17 protein-coding genes and 2 pseudogenes are annotated in these 16,503 nt (G+C 75.7%); 13 read left to right on the plus strand and 6 right to left on the minus strand.

Going from position 1 to position 16,503, the window contains the following annotated elements:
* Positions 1 to 2: 2 nt before the first annotated feature.
* The 8 genes and pseudogenes from rimM (at position 3) to ACZ6Q9_RS07610 (ending at position 5,187) form a co-directional block, all read left to right on the plus strand.
* Positions 3 to 557 carry a ribosome maturation factor RimM gene (gene rimM, locus ACZ6Q9_RS07575; protein WP_393267015.1) on the plus strand — a complete coding sequence of 185 codons (555 nt, stop codon included), beginning with the start codon at positions 3 to 5 and terminating at the stop codon, positions 555 to 557.
* Positions 558 to 577: 20 nt separating this feature from the next.
* On the plus strand, positions 578 to 1,351 hold the full coding sequence (gene trmD, locus ACZ6Q9_RS07580; RefSeq protein ID WP_357453369.1) for a tRNA (guanosine(37)-N1)-methyltransferase TrmD: 774 nt from the start codon (positions 578 to 580) through the stop codon (positions 1,349 to 1,351).
* Positions 1,352 to 1,492: 141 nt separating this feature from the next.
* The gene (rplS, locus tag ACZ6Q9_RS07585) at positions 1,493 to 1,849 is read left to right on the plus strand and encodes a 50S ribosomal protein L19 (RefSeq protein ID WP_089001547.1); all 357 of its coding nucleotides are present in this window, start codon (positions 1,493 to 1,495) and stop codon (positions 1,847 to 1,849) included.
* A gap of 185 nt (positions 1,850 to 2,034) precedes the next feature.
* Positions 2,035 to 2,909 (plus strand): annotated as a pseudogene (gene lepB / locus ACZ6Q9_RS07590) (signal peptidase I).
* Positions 2,910 to 2,918: 9 nt separating this feature from the next.
* On the plus strand, positions 2,919 to 3,539 hold the full coding sequence (gene lepB, locus ACZ6Q9_RS07595) for a signal peptidase I (RefSeq protein ID WP_357453366.1): 621 nt from the start codon (positions 2,919 to 2,921) through the stop codon (positions 3,537 to 3,539).
* Between the two features lie 48 nt (positions 3,540 to 3,587).
* A complete protein-coding gene (locus ACZ6Q9_RS07600; protein ID WP_393451687.1) occupies positions 3,588 to 4,061 on the plus strand; it encodes an NUDIX hydrolase in 474 nt (157 codons plus the stop codon).
* Positions 4,055 to 4,867 (plus strand): ribonuclease HII, encoded by an 813-nt coding sequence (locus ACZ6Q9_RS07605; RefSeq protein ID WP_393451690.1) that lies wholly within the window; start codon positions 4,055 to 4,057, stop codon positions 4,865 to 4,867. The genes ACZ6Q9_RS07600 and ACZ6Q9_RS07605 overlap by 7 nt, the downstream gene beginning before the upstream one ends.
* The gene (locus tag ACZ6Q9_RS07610; protein ID WP_007075222.1) at positions 4,864 to 5,187 is read left to right on the plus strand and encodes a DUF2469 domain-containing protein; all 324 of its coding nucleotides are present in this window, start codon (positions 4,864 to 4,866) and stop codon (positions 5,185 to 5,187) included. Before ACZ6Q9_RS07605 ends, ACZ6Q9_RS07610 begins: the two co-directional genes overlap by 4 nt.
* A gap of 219 nt (positions 5,188 to 5,406) precedes the next feature.
* On the opposite strand, the gene ACZ6Q9_RS07615 is transcribed toward ACZ6Q9_RS07610, so the two are convergent.
* Positions 5,407 to 6,036, minus strand: coding sequence for a class I SAM-dependent methyltransferase (locus ACZ6Q9_RS07615; protein ID WP_396828298.1), 630 nt, complete (start codon positions 6,034 to 6,036; stop codon positions 5,407 to 5,409).
* A gap of 197 nt (positions 6,037 to 6,233) precedes the next feature.
* Here ACZ6Q9_RS07615 and ACZ6Q9_RS07620 point away from each other — a divergent pair.
* Positions 6,234 to 6,809: pseudogene (locus ACZ6Q9_RS07620) on the plus strand (murein hydrolase activator EnvC family protein); the annotation flags it as partial.
* Between the two features lie 78 nt (positions 6,810 to 6,887).
* On the opposite strand, the gene ACZ6Q9_RS07625 reads toward ACZ6Q9_RS07620, so the two are convergent.
* On the minus strand, positions 6,888 to 8,069 hold the full coding sequence (locus tag ACZ6Q9_RS07625) for an aminotransferase class V-fold PLP-dependent enzyme (protein ID WP_393266720.1): 1,182 nt from the start codon (positions 8,067 to 8,069) through the stop codon (positions 6,888 to 6,890).
* Positions 8,070 to 8,161: 92 nt separating this feature from the next.
* On the opposite strand from ACZ6Q9_RS07625, the gene ACZ6Q9_RS07630 reads away from it, so the two are divergent.
* The gene (locus tag ACZ6Q9_RS07630) at positions 8,162 to 8,752 is read left to right on the plus strand and encodes a GNAT family N-acetyltransferase (RefSeq protein ID WP_393295405.1); all 591 of its coding nucleotides are present in this window, start codon (positions 8,162 to 8,164) and stop codon (positions 8,750 to 8,752) included.
* Between the two features lie 142 nt (positions 8,753 to 8,894).
* Here the strand turns inward: ACZ6Q9_RS07630 and ACZ6Q9_RS07635 are convergent, their stop codons facing one another.
* Positions 8,895 to 10,076, minus strand: a complete 1,182-nt coding sequence (locus ACZ6Q9_RS07635) for a tyrosine recombinase XerC (RefSeq protein WP_396828429.1) — start codon at positions 10,074 to 10,076, stop codon at positions 8,895 to 8,897.
* 513 nt (positions 10,077 to 10,589) lie between these two features.
* On the opposite strand from ACZ6Q9_RS07635, the gene ACZ6Q9_RS07640 reads away from it, so the two are divergent.
* Positions 10,590 to 10,925, plus strand: a complete 336-nt coding sequence (locus tag ACZ6Q9_RS07640; protein WP_393451696.1) for a hypothetical protein — start codon at positions 10,590 to 10,592, stop codon at positions 10,923 to 10,925.
* A gap of 17 nt (positions 10,926 to 10,942) precedes the next feature.
* Here ACZ6Q9_RS07640 and ACZ6Q9_RS07645 read toward each other — a convergent pair whose 3' ends face one another.
* From ACZ6Q9_RS07645 to ACZ6Q9_RS07655, 3 genes are read right to left on the minus strand one after another with little or no spacing between them, the layout of a single operon-like run.
* The gene (locus ACZ6Q9_RS07645; protein ID WP_393266711.1) at positions 10,943 to 12,190 is read right to left on the minus strand and encodes a DNA-processing protein DprA; all 1,248 of its coding nucleotides are present in this window, start codon (positions 12,188 to 12,190) and stop codon (positions 10,943 to 10,945) included.
* Positions 12,187 to 13,707: a YifB family Mg chelatase-like AAA ATPase gene (locus ACZ6Q9_RS07650; RefSeq protein WP_393451699.1), complete on the minus strand. Its 1,521-nt coding sequence runs from the start codon at positions 13,705 to 13,707 to the stop codon at positions 12,187 to 12,189. The genes ACZ6Q9_RS07645 and ACZ6Q9_RS07650 overlap by 4 nt, the downstream gene beginning before the upstream one ends.
* Before the next feature lie 51 nt (positions 13,708 to 13,758).
* Entirely contained in the window at positions 13,759 to 14,118 is a 360-nt protein-coding gene (locus ACZ6Q9_RS07655; protein WP_350704888.1) for a YraN family protein, read from the minus strand.
* 288 nt (positions 14,119 to 14,406) lie between these two features.
* Between ACZ6Q9_RS07655 and ACZ6Q9_RS07660 the strand changes: the two genes are divergently transcribed.
* Both ACZ6Q9_RS07660 and ACZ6Q9_RS07665 read left to right on the plus strand, forming a co-directional pair.
* Positions 14,407 to 14,889 carry a diadenosine tetraphosphate hydrolase gene (locus ACZ6Q9_RS07660; RefSeq protein WP_396828294.1) on the plus strand — a complete coding sequence of 161 codons (483 nt, stop codon included), beginning with the start codon at positions 14,407 to 14,409 and terminating at the stop codon, positions 14,887 to 14,889.
* A 104-nt stretch (positions 14,890 to 14,993) separates the two neighbouring features.
* On the plus strand, positions 14,994 to 16,214 hold the full coding sequence (locus tag ACZ6Q9_RS07665; protein WP_396828292.1) for a hypothetical protein: 1,221 nt from the start codon (positions 14,994 to 14,996) through the stop codon (positions 16,212 to 16,214).
* Positions 16,215 to 16,503: the final 289 nt, after the last annotated feature.

Below are 16,503 nucleotides of genomic sequence, written 5' to 3' on the forward strand. Positions count from 1 at the left end.
TGCTGCTCATCGTCGGCAGGATCGGCAAGCCGCACGGGATCCGCGGTGAGGTCACCGTGGAGGTGCGGACCGACGAGCCCGAGGCGCGCTTCGCTCCCGGTTCGGTACTCCGTACCGTGCCGGGAGCGGCGCCGCCGCAGCAGGCCGCGCCCGAGCACGGGGAGCCGTTCCGGGTCCCCGCCGAGCTGACCGTGGAATCCGCCCGCTCGCACCAGGGGCGGCTGCTGGTGGCGTTCGAGGGCGTGCTGGACCGGGACGTCGCCGAGGCGCTGCGCGGCACCCTCGTCGCGGTCGACAGCGCCGACGTCGCCCCACCGGAGGACCCGGAGGAGTTCCACGATCACCAGCTCGTCGGGCTGGCCGTGGTCACCCCGGGCGGCGAGCGGCTGGGCGAGGTGGACCGGATCGACCACGCCCCCGCCTCCGACCTGCTGGTGCTGCGCCGCCCCGAGGGCCGCACCGCGCTCATCCCGTTCGTCAAGGCGATCGTCCCCGAGGTTGACCTCGCCGGCGGTCGCGTCGTCGTCGACCCGCCGGCCGGTCTGCTCGACCTGTAGAGCCGCTGGAGCACCCCCGCATGCGCGTCGACATCGTGTCGATCTTCCCGGAGTACTTCGCCCCGCTGGACCTGTCGCTGATCGGCAGGGCGCGGGCGAACGGCACGCTGCGGCTGGCCGTACACGACCTGCGGAGCTGGACCCACGACGTGCACCGCACGGTCGACGACACGCCGTACGGCGGCGGGCCCGGCATGGTGATGCGGCCGGAGCCGTGGGGCGAGGCGCTCGACGCCCTGGCCCCGGCGGAGGTGGCCCCGCCCCGGCTGGTGGTGCCCGCGCCGACGGGTGCCCCCTTCACCCAGGCGATGGCGCACGAGCTGGCGGCCGAGCCGCACCTGCTCTTCGCCTGCGGCCGGTACGAGGGCATCGACCAGCGGGTGCTCGACCACGCCGCCACCCGGATGCCGGTGACCGAGGTCTCCCTCGGCGACTACGTCCTCTTCGGCGGGGAGGTGGCCGTCCTGGTGATCCTGGAGGCGGTCACCCGGCTGCTGCCCGGGGTGCTCGGCAACGCGGGCTCGCTGGACGAGGAGTCGCACGCCCACGGGCTGCTGGAGGCCCCCATGTACACCAAGCCGGCGACCTGGCGCGGGCTGGAGGTGCCGGAGGTGCTCCGCTCCGGCGACCACGGGCGGATCGCCCGCTGGCGGCGGGACCAGGCGCTGACCCGCACCGCCCGGCGCCGCCCGGACATGCTCGCCGCGCTCGACCCGGAGCGCCTGGACAAACGGGACATCGCCGCGCTGGACGGGGCCGGATTTCAGGTGCCCCCGGGGGATGTGGCAAAGTAGGGGGGTTGCCGCAACCGGCCGCGCCGCGGACGGCTGCGAGGATCCTCGACCGAGGTCGGGCCACCGACCACACCCGGGGATCAGAATCACCCACCCGCGTGCCGATTGACGGTGCGCCGTGAGCCTCACGAGGACGCAGCGATGAACATCCTGGACGCCCTTGACGCCCAGTCGAAGCGGACCGACCTCCCCGACTTCCGTGCCGGTGACACCGTCAAGGTGCACGCCCGGGTCGTCGAGGGCAACCGGTCCCGTGTCCAGATCTTCCAGGGCGTCGTCATCCGCCGTCAGGGTGACGGTCTGCGCGAGACCTTCTCGGTCCGCAAGATCAGCTTCGGTGTCGGTGTCGAGCGCACCTACCCGATCAACAGCCCGGCCATCGACCGGATCGAGGTCGTGACCCGCGGTGACGTGCGTCGCGCCAAGCTCTACTACCTGCGCGAGCTGCGGGGCAAGAAGGCCAAGATCAAGGAGAAGCGCGAGAAGCAGCCGAGCTGACCTCACGCTCGCCACGCCGCCCGAGCTGCGCGTGTGTCGTCCCGACCGGACCGCACTACCCTGGTTGTACGGGCGCAGCCGGGCGACGTCCCGCCACGAGGGCGGGAGAGACGTCCACTACCGCCCGGGGGGCCTCGACGAGGCTCCCGGGCGGTAGTTGTCATATCTGCTGACCGGGGAGTGGCGTGGTGCAGACGCTGGACGAGGACGGCGCCGTCGACCCGTGGCGCCGCCGGGCGCGACGTCCCCGCCGCCAGATGCCGCTCTGGCAGGAGCTGCCGCTGCTGCTGGTCGTCGCGTTCTGCCTCGCGGTGCTGATCCGCACCTTCCTGCTCCAGGCGTTCTTCATCCCCTCCGGCTCGATGGAGGACACGCTCCTCGTCGGCGACCGGGTCCTGGTCAACAAGGTCGTATACGACGTACGCGACCCGGTGCGGGGCGAGGTGGTCGTCTTCCGGGGCACCGACCGGTGGGCCCCGCAGGTCGACAAGCAGCCGGAGCCCGGGTTCGTGGGCAAGCTCGGCCGGACGGTCGGCGACCTGGTCGGCGTCAGCCGCCCCGGCGAGAAGGACTTCATCAAGCGGGTCATCGCGCTGCCCGGTGACCGCGTCAAGTGCTGCGACGCCCAGGGCCGGGTGCTGGTCAACGGCACGCCGCTCGACGAGTCGTCGTACGTCATCCGGGACTCGCCGCTCGACATCCCGCCGAACCCCCGCGAGTGCCGGTCCCGGCGCTTCGAGGAGGTCGTGGTCCCGCCCGGGCAGATCTTCGTGATGGGCGACCACCGGCTGGTCTCCCAGGACGCCCGCTGCCAGGGGCCGGTGCCGATCGACAACGTGGTGGGCCGCGCCTTCGCGGTGGTCTGGCCCTCGTCACGGTGGAGCACGCTGTCGGTGCCGGCCACCTTCGACGACGTCGCCGATCCGCCCGCCGCCGCCACCGGGGCCCCGCCCCCGGTGCGTCCCACCCCGGGCGGTGGGGTGGTGCTCCTCGTCCCGTTCGTGGCCGCGCTGGCCGTTCTCGCGCGTTCCGGACGGTGGCGCCCAGCCGGGCAACGTAGGCTCCATCCGTGATTGACGAGCAGACCGACAAGCCCCGCAGTTCCTTCTGGAAGGAGCTGCCCATCCTCCTGGGCGTGGCGATCCTGGTCGCGGTGCTGGTGCGAGCCTTCGTGCTGCAGACCTTCTTCATCCCCTCCCCGTCCATGGAGAACACCCTCCAGATCGACGATCGGGTGCTGGTCAACAAGCTGGTCTACGACTTCCGGTCGCCGCGCCGGGGCGAGGTGATCGTCTTCAAGGCTCCCCTGGAGTGGAGCAGCAACCCCGACGGCGAGGACTTCATCAAGCGGGTCATCGGAGTCGGCGGCGACCACGTGGTCTGCTGCGACCCGCAGGAGCGGCTGGTGATCAACGGCAAGCCGCTGGACGAGCCGTACATCTACCCGGGGGACAAGACCGCCGAGGAGTTCGACATCACCGTCCCGGAGGGACGGCTCTGGGTGATGGGCGACCACCGCGAGGCGTCCGGCGACTCGCTGGAGCACTGGCAGCAGTCCGGGCAGGACATCACGACGGCCACCATCCCCGAGGACGAGGTCGTCGGGCGGGCGTTCACCGTCTTCTGGCCGGTCAACCGGGCCACCTGGCTGAGTGTCCCGAAGGGGTTCGAGGGCATTCCCGAGCCGTAGGGGCCGCCGGGCGTGGGCGTTGTCGGCGGCGTCTGGCAGGCTGGTGCGGTGACCGACTACACCCCGCGGCGTGCGGCCCGCGTCCTGCTCGTCGACGCGGCGGGTCGGGTGCTGCTCTTCAGCGGCTCCGACCCGGCCCGTCCCGAGCACGGCCGCTGGTGGTTCACCCCCGGTGGCGGTCTGGACCCCGGCGAGACGTACGCCGAGGGCGCCGCGCGGGAGTTGGCCGAGGAGACGGGGCTGCGGCTGCCGGCCTCGGCGTTCGGCGCGCCGGTGCACCGCGACGTCACGGAGTTCCCGTTCGACGGCGTGTGGTACCGGCAGGAGCAGGAGTTCTTCCTGGTGCGGGTGGCGGATCACGAGGTCGACACCGCCGGCTTCAGCGAGATCGAGCGGGCCAGCGTCGCCGCCCACCGGTGGTGGCCGCTGGCCGAGCTGGCCGCCACCGACGAGCGTTACTACCCGCCGGACCTGCCGGCGGTGCTGAGCCGGGCGCTGGCCGACGGAGGTGTGCCGTGCTGACGCCGCCGCGCACGGTGGTACGCCGCGAGGGCGGGCTCTACGCGCTGGAGCGGGCGTTGCAGCGGCGCGGCTTCCGGCACGTCGCCGGGGCCGACGAGGCAGGCCGCGGCGCCTGCGCCGGCCCGCTGGTCGCCGCCGCCGCGATCCTGCCCGAGGGGCGCCGGGGCGAGATCGACGGGCTGGCCGACTCGAAGCTGCTCACCCCGGCCAGCCGGGAGCGGGTCTACGATGAGGTCGTCGCCCGCGCCCTGGCGTACTCCGTGGTGGTCATCCCGGCGGAGGAGGTCGACGAGCGGGGCCTGCACGTGTGCAACCTGGCCGCGATGCGTCGCGCCCTCGCCTCGCTGGCCACCCGCCCGGAATACGTGCTGACCGACGGCTTCGGGGTGGACGGCCTCGACGTGCCGGGGCTGGCGGTGTGGAAGGGCGACCGGGTGGCCGCCTGCGTGGCGGCGGCCAGTGTGCTCGCCAAGGTGACCCGGGACCGGATCATGGTCGAGTTGGACGGGACGTTCCCCGGCTACGGGTTCGCCGAGCACAAGGGTTACATCACGCCGGAGCACAGCGCGGCGCTGCGGGAGCGGGGGCCGTGCCGGGAGCACCGGTTCTCGTACGTCAACGTGGCGGTGGTGTCCGGGCGGGACGGCGCCCCACCCAGGGCACGTCGCCCGGTGGGCGCAAGGCCGGACGAGCCGATGGAGCGCTCCGGGCCGGCAGGGGGTACCGTCGGCGTGGCGTTGGGCGAGCAGCCTCGGCCTCCGGCGTCGGTGGGGGAAGATGTGGTCATGGAAGGCGGAGTGCGATGAGCGCGGAAGATCTCGAAAAGTACGAGACCGAGATGGAGCTGCAGCTCTACCGGGAGTACCGCGACATTGTCCGCCAGTTCTCCTACGTGGTGGAGACCGAGCGCCGGTTCTACCTGGCCAACCAGGTGGACCTGCACGTCCGCAACTCCGACGGCGAGGTTTACTTCGAGGTCGAGATGCACGACGCCTGGGTGTGGGACATGTACCGTCCCGCCCGGTTCGTGAAGAACGTCCGGGTGATGACCTTCAAGGATGTCAACGTCGAGGAGCTGGAGAAGCCCGACATCTCCCTCCCCGCCGACTCCGGCTTCGGCGGCTGACCCACCGCCCACGTCCCGCCCGGAGGCCGCGACCACCGGGCGCCCGGCCCGTCGGCGCCCCCACCCGCCACGGCAGCCCTCGCTCGTCCCGCACCCGCGCCCTGACGTGATCCCGGCGCGGTCCCTGCCGTCGGTCCGGTGGTCGCCGGGGCAGCACCACGACCTCGACCCGACGCCGGGCGAACTCGTCACTGACCTGGTCGTCCAGTGTGGCCGGTCTCAGTCGACGAACTCGAACATCGTCACCCCGGTCGGGAGTGGACGGGGCTCGCCCAGGAACCGGTGCACGCCCACGCCCACGCCGTCCGCCGGGCTGCTCACCGCCACCGGCGCGAAGCCCTCCTGGGTGAACCACCCACAGATGGTCGGCACGAGGTCGGTGCTGCGCCGGTGCCGGGTCCAGAACACCGTGCCGCCGGTCGCGCAGAGCGCCGCGCAGTGCCGCACCGTGGCGCGGATGTCCGCCTCGCTGACGTTGCCGAACACCCCGCAGACCAGCACCAGGTCGGCCGGGGCGAGATCCGTGTACGCGTCGGTGCGCGCCGCGTCGCCCACCACCACCTCCACCGCCGACAGGCCCGCCGCGCGGGCGGCGGACCGGGCCACCTCCGCGTTGCGGGGATCCATCTCCACCAACCGGGCCGTCACGTCGTCCCGGCGGGGGTGGGCCGCCAGCACGGGGATCAGGTCGCGTCCCTGCCCGGCGCAGAGGCTGACCGCCCGCAGCGGGCCGGGCGGGGCCGCGTCGAGCGCCTGCCCGACCCGCAGCCGCACCTCGGCGAGCCGGCGGGACAGCGCCGAGCCAGGGTCCTCGTAGTCGTCGTGCCAGGCGTACCAGTCCCGCGTCACCGGCCCAGCCTAGGCGTCGGCTCCGCCGGCCGGAGGATGCCCTCGTGGCGGTGGTGACGGGGGAAGAGCGCGTCGGTCGAGCCGGCACATAGCAGATTACGTCGGGGTTCCGGCGGCCGTCCACAGGAGACCCGTTGTCCACAGGGGCGGGCATCCGGGGTGGCGGGGCGGGACGCGCGCCGAGCAGGCTGCGCCCCATGCGACCAGCAACCCGTACCGGCGTCGCCGCGCTCTGCGCCGCCCTGCTGTCCCTCGGGCCGGCCGCCGTGCCCGCCACGGGGCCGGGTCCGGCGCCGGTCGGGGCGGCGGCGGCCGTGGCACCCGACCTTCCGCCGTCGCCCGAGGCCCCGACACCCGGGGCCGCGCGGTTCCGGTGGCCGCTCGACGGCGTGCCCCGCCCGGTCCGCCGGTTCGACCCGCCGCCGCAGCCGTGGCTGCCCGGCCACCGGGGCGTCGACCTGGCCGCCGCGCCGGGCGCCGCCGTGCGGTCCGCCGGTGCCGGCACGGTCCTCTTCGCCGGCCTGGTCGCCGGCCGCCCGGTCGTCAGCGTCGGGCACGCCGACGGACTACGCACCACCTACGAGCCGGTGTCACCGACGGTCCGCCCCGGCGCCCGGCTCACCGCCGGGGCGCCGCTGGGCGTGCTGCTCCCCGGCCACCCCGGCTGCCCCGCCCCGGCCTGCCTGCACTGGGGGTTGCGGCGCGGCACGGATTACCTCGACCCGCTGGCGCTGCTCGGCCTCGGCCCGGTGCGGCTGCTGCCGCTCGACGGCGCCGGCACCGACCCGCCGCCGGCAACCGGCGGACCGGGACAGCCGGTGTCGGGCGGGCGGCGGTGGGGCGGCGGTGGCTCAACGCTGGGCGAGCAGCGGGGGAAGCCGCACCGAGAGGCGCTCGTACTCGTCGGCGGTGTTGTAGACCTGCGCGCACAGCCGCAGCCAGCCCCGCCCGTTCCAGGCCATGACGGCCACCTCCGTGGCGAGCCGCTCGGCGATGCGTGCCCGCAATGCCCGCGCCGCGTCGAACGTGGCGCCCAGGCCCGCCGGCAGCGGGACGATCCGCATGGCGACCCCGGGCCCGCCGGGGTTCGGCAGGTCGGCGGGGGCCACCCCCAGCGCGTCCCCGACCACCCGCTGGCCGTACGCCACCAGCGCGGCGTTGTGCGCCCGTACCCGGTCGACGCCGAGGCTGCGCAGCGTGAACAAGCCCACTGGTGCGGCCAGCCAGCCGGTGTAGTCCTGCGTCGCCGCCCACTCGACCCGACCGGGGAACCCCGACTCCTGCTCCCACGAGACGACCAGCGGCTCGATGCGCTCCCGCCACGGCGGCGCGACCACCAGCACGGCGCTGCCGCGCGGCGCGTACGCCCACTTGTGCAGGTTGCCCACCCAGAAGTCGGCGCCGATGCCACCGACCGGGGTCGGCAGCATGCCCGGGGCGTGCGCGGCGTCGACCAGGACCGGTATCCCGTGCTCCCGGGCCACCCCGACGACGGCGGCGACCGGGAAGAGCCGGGCGGTGGCCGAGGTGAGCTGGTCCACCACGAGCAGCCGGGTCCGGCCGGGGCGCAGCCCCGCGCGGACGATCTCGACGACCTCCTCGTCGGTGGCGGCCAGCGGCACCCGCAGCGCCCGGGTGACCGCCCCCGTACGGCGGCACTCGCGGGCGATGGAGAGGCCGACCGCGCCGTAGCCGTGGTCGGTCGTGAGCACCTCGTCGCCGGGGCGCAGGCCGAGCGACTGGAGCACCACCGCCACGCCGGTGGTGGCATTCGGCACCAGGGCGGTGCCGTCCGGGTCGGCGCCCAGGAATCCGGCCAGATGACGGCGGGTGTGCGTGATCCGGTCGACCAGCCCCTGGGTGAAGAAGCGCAGCGGGTTGGCCTCCATCTCGTCGCGCAGCCGCTGTTGGGCCCGCTGCACCGGGACCGGGACCGCGCCGAACGAGCCGTGGTTGAGGTGGCTGACCGCCGGGTCCAGCGAGAAGAGCAGGCGGGCTGCCGCGATCGGCTCTGGCGGCTGCGGGACGCTCACCTGGTGATCGTAGCGGCCGGTGGATCTCCGGTCGGCGTTCCGCCGGGTGCCCGTGCCGGTCGACCCCGCTCGATCCCGCAGAATTGCGGATCGTGGACACCCACGTGGAACTGCGCTGGCCGACCGCCGCCGACCGACAGCTCCGCGCCGACGTGCACCGGGTGCTGCACGCGGTGGCCGAGCACGGTGGCGCGATCGGGTACGCGGTCCCGCCCGGCCGCGCCGAGACCGACGCCTGGCTGGACGCGGTGCTGAGCCTGGTCGGGGCCGGCGACGCCGCGCTGGTCCTCGCCGTGCTCGACTCCCGGGTCGTGGGCACCGGGCTGTGGCGGCGCGGCCCGAAGCCGATCTTCGCCCACTACGCCGACCTGGAGAAGATCACCGCGCACCCGGCCGCCCGCGGCCGAGGCATCGGCAGGCTGGTCACCGGGGCGCTCATCGACGACGCCCGCAAGGCCGGCATCGAGACCCTCGCGCTGGGCGTACGCGGCAACAACCACGGAGCCATCGAGCTCTACGAGCGGCTCGGGTTCCGTGAATGGGGCCGGCTGCCGAACGTCATCGAGGTGGGCGACGAGCGCTACGACGACGTGCGGATGTGTCTGGACCTGGGCCGGCCGCCGCACGTGCTGCTCCGCGGCTCTGCCCCGGACGGCCCGGGCTCGTCGCCGCGCCGGTCCTGAGAACCGACGTCGGCGACCGCCAGCTCGGCTCGCGTCCGTGGTGCTCCGCCTGTAGCTGCCAGGCGACCACACCGGCCAGCATTTCGGCGGCCGGGCCATCGCCGCGACGGTCGGGCATGGCCGTCCAGCTCCCTCCCACCGGTCAGGCGCGGGGGTGGGCCTGGCGGTAGGCCGCGCGGAGCCGCTCCACCGACACGTGGGTGTAGATCTGCGTGCTCGCGAGGGACGAGTGCCCCAGCAGCTCCTGCACCGCCCGCAGGTCGGCGCCGCCCTCAAGCAGGTGGGTCGCCGCCGAGTGCCGCAGCCCGTGCGGGCTGACCGGGGGCAGCCCGGCAGCCTCGGCGTACCCGCTGACGATCCGTCGGGCCATCGTCGGGTTGAGCCGCCCGCCGCGGGCACCGATCAGCAGCGCCTCCCGGGAGTGCGGTCCGGCCAGTGCGGGGCGGCCGTGCCGCAGCCACTCGTCGAGCGCCCGCTGCGCCGGCACCCCGTACGGGACCGCGCGCTCCCGGCCGCCCTTGCCGAACACCCGCACGACCCGCCGCGCGTGGTCGACGTCGGCGATGTCGAGGCCGCACGCCTCGCTGATCCGTACGCCCGTGCCGTAGAGCAGCTCCAGCAGCGCCCTGTCCCGCAGCACCACGGCCTCGGCGGTACCGTCCGCCGTGGCCCCGTCCGCCGTGGCCCCGCTCGCGGCGCTGGCCTTGGCGGTGCCGTCCGCCGCCCGCCCGGCCGCAGCTCCGTCCGCCGCGTGCGCCGCCGCAGCTCCGTCCGCCGTGTGTGCCGTCGCGGCTCCGTCCGGCGTGTGTGCCGTCGCGGCTTCGTCCGGCGTGTGCGTCTCCGTCGGCCCGGAAGCACTGCCCGGATCGGTCAGGCGTTCGCCCGGCGCCAGGACCCGGGGCCGTGAGCCGGCGACGGTGCCCGGCGGCGTCGGCGCGCCCGGGGCGGACCGGCCGGGCGCCTCGACCAGCGCGGCGGCCTGGTCGGCACGGAGAACGGACGGCAGGTCCCGGTGGGCGCGGGGGCTGGCCAGCGCACCCGCCACGTCGGTGGGAAGCAGCCCGGACCGGTGCGCCCAGGCGCTGAACGCCCGCGCCGAGGCCGACCGGCGGGCGAGCGACGTCCGCGCGGCGCCCATCGTCCGCTGCTTCGCCAGCCAGCTGCGCAGCACCGTCAGGTCCAGTTCCACCAGTTCGGCGCAGCCCATCCGGCGCGCGTGGTCCAGCAGCGACACCACGTCGCCGACATACGCCCGGACCGTGTGCGCGGACCGGTTGCGCACCCCGGCCAGGTGCCCGGCGAATTCGTCCACCGCCTCGCGCATCGCCGACGGGAGCGCCTCGTGCGTCGCCCGGGTGCCGGCCGGCTCCCGGCTCACCGCGACGCCCCGCTTCGCCGCCAGCCCCGGTGAACAGTTCCGCTCCCCGTGGCCGGCCGCCGGCACCGTGGGCGGCGCGGCCGGCAGGGCGCGACCCTCGTGCAGGCCGGCGGTGGCGGATCCTCTGGCACAGCGTCAGCCTACGGTCGACGGGACCCGACGACCACGCGCCCGGTCCACCCGCCCCGGCGGGGCGCCGGGCCGCAGGGCGGGCGCGATCGGCCGGACCGACCGGGGCGCCGGGCCGCAGGGCGGGCGCGATCGGCCGGACCGACCGGGGCGGCCCCGATGCGACGCCGGGGCGAAAGCCGGCGCGGCCCCGACGGGAGCCGCTGCTGTCCCAGCCGTCCGGGCGGGGCGATGGATTACCGCGGCCGGTGCGCGCAGACTTGTCGTACCAACGGGTGAGCGCAGGTCGTCGCCACGCGACGGACGATGCTCGACGAAGGGGGGCCGGCCATGGGGGTCGACGTCGTCCTCTACCGGGTGGTCGGGGCGGGCTCGGGCCGGCGCCGCCTCGTGCCGGCCGAGGTGCTGCCCGATCCCGACGACGTGCTGCTGGATCTCGTCGAGCGGGTCCGCGGCACCGGGCGTACCCCGATGTTGGAGCGGATCGACCCCGTCGGTCAGCTGGTGGTCCCCGCCGACCAGGCCCCGCAGCTCCTCGCCGAGCTGGGTCGCCTCGCCGAGGTGGCCCGGACGACGCCCGAGGTGACGCACGTGCGCCGCCTGGACCTGTTGGCGCGGCACTGCCGACCGGACCGCGACATGGAGATCCGCTTCGAGGGGGACTGACCGGGCTGGCGGCCCGTTCAGCGTCGGGCCTCCTCGCCCGTCCGCCCGCCTGCGTGCGGCGGCTGGTCGTGACCGCGCCGCCCCTGGCCGGCCCGACCCGCGCCGGCCGGCGGCGCGAGGGCGTACCCGTCCGCGCGCTGGACCACCAGGGCCAGCTCCTCCAGCATCGACAGTTTGCGCAGGGCGGTGCGGACGGCGACGCCGGCCCGGGCGGCGAGGACGTCCACCCCCACGGCGCCCCGGCGGGGCAGCGCCTCGACGATCGACCGGGCGTCGTCGTCGAGCTGGTCGACCGGCCGCTGTGGGCCGCGCGGCACCGGCGCCAGCTCGCCGATCCGCCCGACCTCCTCCAGCACCTGGGCGACCCCGGTGACCAGCCGGGCCTTCGGGTAGTCGCGCAGCAGCTCGTGCGTGCCCACCGACATCGCCGACGTGACCGGGCCCGGCACCACCATCCCCGGTTTCGTCAGGGCGAGTGCCCGGTGCGTGGTCTGGGTGGCGCCGCTGCGCGCCGCCGCCTCCACCAGCACGGTGCCGAGGGTCCCCGCCGCGATCACCCGGTTGCGGATGAGGAACCGGGGACGCAGCGGGTCGGCCCCCGGGATCCACTCGCTGACCAGCAGCCCGGTGTCGGCGATCCGGTCGAACAGCGCCGCGTTGCCCATCGGGTAGGGACGGTCCACGCCGCAGGCGAGCACGGCCACCGTGATGCCCCCGGCGTTGAGCGCGCCCCGGTGGGCCGCCGCGTCGATGCCGAAGGCGCCACCGGAGACGACGGTCCAGTCCCGGTCGGCGAGCCCGTAGCCGAGTTCGGTGGCGACGTGCGTGCCGTACCCGGTGGCGGCCCGGGCGCCGACGACCGCGACGGAGCGGTCGAGCGCCTCCGCGAGCGGCCACGAGCCGCGTACCCAGAAGCAGAGCGGCGGCGCGGTCTCGGTGTCCACCCGGCGGTACGCGCCCGGCAGCCGCAGCCCGCGCAACTGGTCGATCCGATCGGGCCACTCGTCGTCGCCGGGGACCACGATCCGGGCCCCGAGGCGGTCCCCGTGGGCCAGCGCCTCGGCCGCGACCGCCCGGGCGTCCCCGGCAGCGGTGCGCGCCGCCACCGTCGCCCGCAACGTCTCGTCCGGCGCGCCCCCGTCGAGCAGCAGGTCGAGTGTGGCCGCCGGGCCGAGCCGGTCGACCAGTCGGTGTACCGACCGGGTGCCCGGCTCGGCGAGCCAGGTCAGCGCCACCCGGGCCAGCGTCTCCTCGTCGGTGCTCACGTGCCGTCCCCCGTTCGCAGTTGAATGGCCTCCCGGACGTCCTCCCGGTCGGGCCGGTCCCGGCCGTCGAGGTCCGCGATCGTCCAGGCCAGGCGGATGATCCGGTCGAAGCCCCGGGCGGAGAGCGCCCCAGAGTCCAGTCGCGCCCGCAGCTCGGCGGTGTCGGGCCCGGGCAGTCGCCAGGGCGGTCGACGCAGGTACGGCCCGGGTATCTCCGCGTTGAGCCGGCGGCCGAGGACCGCCCAGCGTGCGGCTGCGGCCTCCCGGGCGGCTGCCACCCGCCGGGCGACGATGGCCGACGACTCGCTGTCCATGGTGGCCTCCATCAGCTCCGCCGCCCGGACGGGTGGCAGCTTCACCTGCACGTCGATCCGGTCCAGCAGGGGACCGGACAGCCGGCTGAGATAGCGCCGGCGGGCCTGCGGCGGGCACTCGCAGTACGCGTCCCCGGCCGGCTTCGCGCACGGGCACGGGTTGGCCGCCAGCACGAGTTGCGTACGGGCCGGGTATTCGGCGCCGCCGCGGCTGCGGGCCAGCCGGACCCGGCCGTTCTCCAGCGGCTGGCGCAGCGCCTCCAGCGCGCCCCGGCTGAACTCGGGCGCCTCGTCGAGGAAGAGCACCCCGCGGTGGGCGAGCGAGATCGCGCCGGGACGCGCCAGCCCCGAACCGCCGCCGACCAGGGACGGCACCGTCGCCGTGTGGTGCGGCGCCTGGAACGGCGGGCGGCGCAGCAACCGGCCGCCCGGCGGGAGCAGCCCGGCGATCGAGTGCAGGGCGGTGACCTCCAGGGCGGCCTCGTCGTCCAGCTCGGGCAGGATCGACGGGAGGCGCTCGGCGAGCATGGTCTTGCCGGCGCCCGGCGGCCCGAGCAGCGCCAGGTGGTGCCCGCCCGCCGCGGCCACCTCCAGCGCCCGCCGGCCCAGCCCCTGCCCGGCGACCTCGGCCAGGTCGGGCCCGTCGCCGGCCGGTGCCGGGCCGCCCGCCTCCGGCTCGATCAGGGGTGTGCCGTCACGGACGAAGCTGACCAGCCGGTGCAGCGTGTCGACCGCCCGGACCCGGACCCCGGGGACGACCGCCGCCTCGGCGGCGTTGTCGGCCGGGACGATCACCCGCTCGACGCCGGCCCGGGCGGCCGCGGCGACCATCGGCAGTACGCCGCGCACCGGTCGGACGGTGCCGTCGAGGCCCAACTCGCCGAGGACCGCCACGCGCTCCAGCGGCAGCAGCGGCAGCTCGCCCGAGCCGCCCAGCAGGGCCACCGCGATCGCCAGGTCGAACGCCGAGCCGAACTTGGGCAGGTCGGCGGGCAGCAGGTTGAGCGTGATCCGGCGGTTGGGCCACCGCTGCCCGGAGTTGACCACCGCCGCGCGGACCCGGTCCCGGGCCTCGTGCAGGGCGGTGTCCGGCAGCCCCGAGATGACGACGGCCGGCAGACCGGCCGCCAGGTCGGCCTCGACCTCCACCAGGTGCCCGGTGACGCCGACCAGGCCCACGCAGAGCACCTTCGCGTAGCTCACGCCGCCACCCGCCCCAGGCCATCGGAGATCCGGCCGCTGTGCCCGGCCATCTCAGAACGCGCCCTTGAGGTGCTCGACCCGGGCGGCGCCGGCGCCGGTGAGGCGTACCGAGATCACGTCGAAGCGCACCTCGTCCGCGGTGGTGCCGGTGTCGGCCAGCCACCGGGCGGCGAGCCCGCGCAACCGGCGGGCCTTGGCCGGTACGACGGCCTCGGCCGGCGGGCCGAACTCGTCCGAGCGGCGGGTCTTCACCTCGCAGAAGGCGAGCACCGGCCCGTCCCAGGCGATGATGTCGATCTCCCCGGCCGGGCAGCGCCAATTCCGGGCGACGGGGCGCAGCCCCGCCCCGATCAGGTGCCGTACGGCGCACCGCTCGCCGTACGCGCCGACCGCCTGGTTCCGCTTCGTCATGCCGGCACGGTGCCCGGCCCGGGCGGGGTTCCGCCGCCCCCCGTCGCCGACCTGTGGACAGGCGGACGGGTTGTGGACGAGCGGACGATCATGCCCGTGCTGTGCTATGTGGACGGCCGCGGGCGCGGCCGGTCCGAGGAGTTCGTGCTGCTGCCGGCGGGCCCGCCTCGCCGCCTCGCCGCCTCGCCGCCTCGCCGCCTCGCCGCCTCGCCGCCTCGGCGGCGCGACGGTACCGAGGCGGTCGGCGTAAGACCCTCGGATACCCGGCCGTCCGCTAGCGTGCGACGGATGAGCGTCGACTGGCGGAGCGACCGGGTCCGCGCGGCCCTGCGTGGCGAGAATCCCACCGTCCTCCGCCGGCTCTCCGCCGGGTTCGCCGTGATCGGCGACAACCAGCACCTCCCGGGATACTGCGTGCTGATCACGGACGACCCGTCGGTCGACCGGCTGACCGACCTGCCCAGGGAGCGGCGACTGGCGTTCCTGGCGGACATGGACCTGCTCGGCGAGGCGGTGGCCCGGGTCTGCGCCCGGCGGGACCCGGGGTCCCGGCGGATCAACTACGAGATCCTCGGCAACCTCGACGCCTTCCTGCACGCGCACGTGCGCCCCGGGTACGACTGGGAGCCGGCCGAGCTGCGGCAGGGACCGGTCTACCGGTATCCGACGCAGGTGTGGCGCGATCCGGCGTACGCCCTCGGGCCCGCACACGGCGAGCTGCGCGCGCAGCTCGTCGCGGAGCTGGACCGGCTCGCGGATTCCCGCCCCTGACCGCCGTCGCACTGCCCCCTGGACCGCCGTCCTGCGGAGCCCGGCCGCTCGGCTGCGGCGGGTGCCCGAGGGGCGAATGGCGCCCGTGGAGCCCGTCGCATACGGTGCCGGACGTGGACGGACGACGGAGCTTTGCCGAAGATCAGGAGTCGCGCTGGTATCCCGCAGACCGCGACCGTGGCTACGGGGAGCCGGACTGGCGCGGACCGGCCGAGACCCGGCACCGGGACGACGAGCTGAGCACCCCCGAGCAGCGCCGCGCCGCAGAGGACGGCCGCCACGGCGAGGCCGCGACCGGCCGGCGCGGTGAGCCGGGCCGTTTCGGTACGACGACCGAGCCCGCCTCCGGACGCTTCGGCGCCGTCGATGCCGACCGGGCGCACTTCGGCGGCCCGGAGGACTCGGGTCGCTTCGCAGCGGCCGACCTGGATTCCGGTCGCTTCGGGGCGGTCGAGCCGGACTCGGGCCGCTTCGCGGTGGTCGAGCCGGATTCCGGCCGGTTCGCGGCGGTCGAGCCGGCGTCCGGGCGGTTCGGCGGCGCCGAGAGTGACTTGGGACGACTCGTCGCGGTGCCGCCGCTCGGGGACGACCGGGCGGAGACCGAGGGATTCCGGGCGAGCCGCGTCCGACGCGCCGAGCCGGACCCGGAGTTCTCCGGTGAGCTGCCGGCCGACCGGCCGGGTCGGCGTGCGGCGCGGGAGGCGAGGGAGTCGCGGGACGCGGTCTCGACGTCGGGCGTCGACGCGCTGGCCGGTGCCGGTCCGGTCGAGCGGGCCGACGAGCCGACCCGCCCGGCCCCGCTGGGCGGCTATCCGATCGTCGAGCCCCATCGGGGGGTCGAGTCCGCGAACCCGCCGGAGTCGCCGGTCGTCGCGCCCCAGCCGGCGGTCGGGACGCCGAACCCGCTGGAGCTGCCGACCGGGCCGATGCCGCCGATCGGCCCCCGTGGCGACATGCCGCCCGGGGAGGTGCCGGTCTATCCGCCGGTGGTCGGCCCGCACCCGGCCCCGCCGGCGGGCGACGGGGTCTACCGGACCCGCCGGCCCGCGCTGGCCGCGCTCTTCACCCTGCTGGTCGCGGTGTTCGAGGTCCCCGCGCTGCGGGTGCTGCTCGGCGGCGTGACCGGCGACCCGGTCTCGGCCGCCGACGTCGTGGCCGGCACCTTCCTGGTCTGCGGCCTGCCGATCTTCGCGATCGGCCTGTACGGGCTGCGTACCGGCGGGTTGTCGCTGGCGGAGGGGAGCCGGGGCTGGCTGCGCCCGCCGACGGCCTACCTGACCGTGGGTCTGGTGCTGTTCGTCGCCGCCGCCCTCGCGGTCGGCTGACGCCGGCCCGAGCCGGCGATCGCCCGGCGGGCCGCCACCCCCGAGCTGACGCCGTCCCGGCGGTCGCCGTCCCGGCCTGACGCCGTCCCGGCCGTGGACCGTCCGGCGGGCCGCCGCCCCCACGGCCTGACGGGCGGCCCGAGCTGCGGTCGCCCGGCGAGCGCCGGCGATGAGGGTGCGGTCGGTGCCGGAAATGGGCGTTCTGACCCCTTCCCGCCACCCGCAGCGGCGGCGGCGGGGAAGGGGCGTACACTGGTCGACTGGCGACCGCCTCGTGCGGTCGACCTCG

Source organism: Micromonospora sp. NPDC049139, from assembly GCF_055586845.1.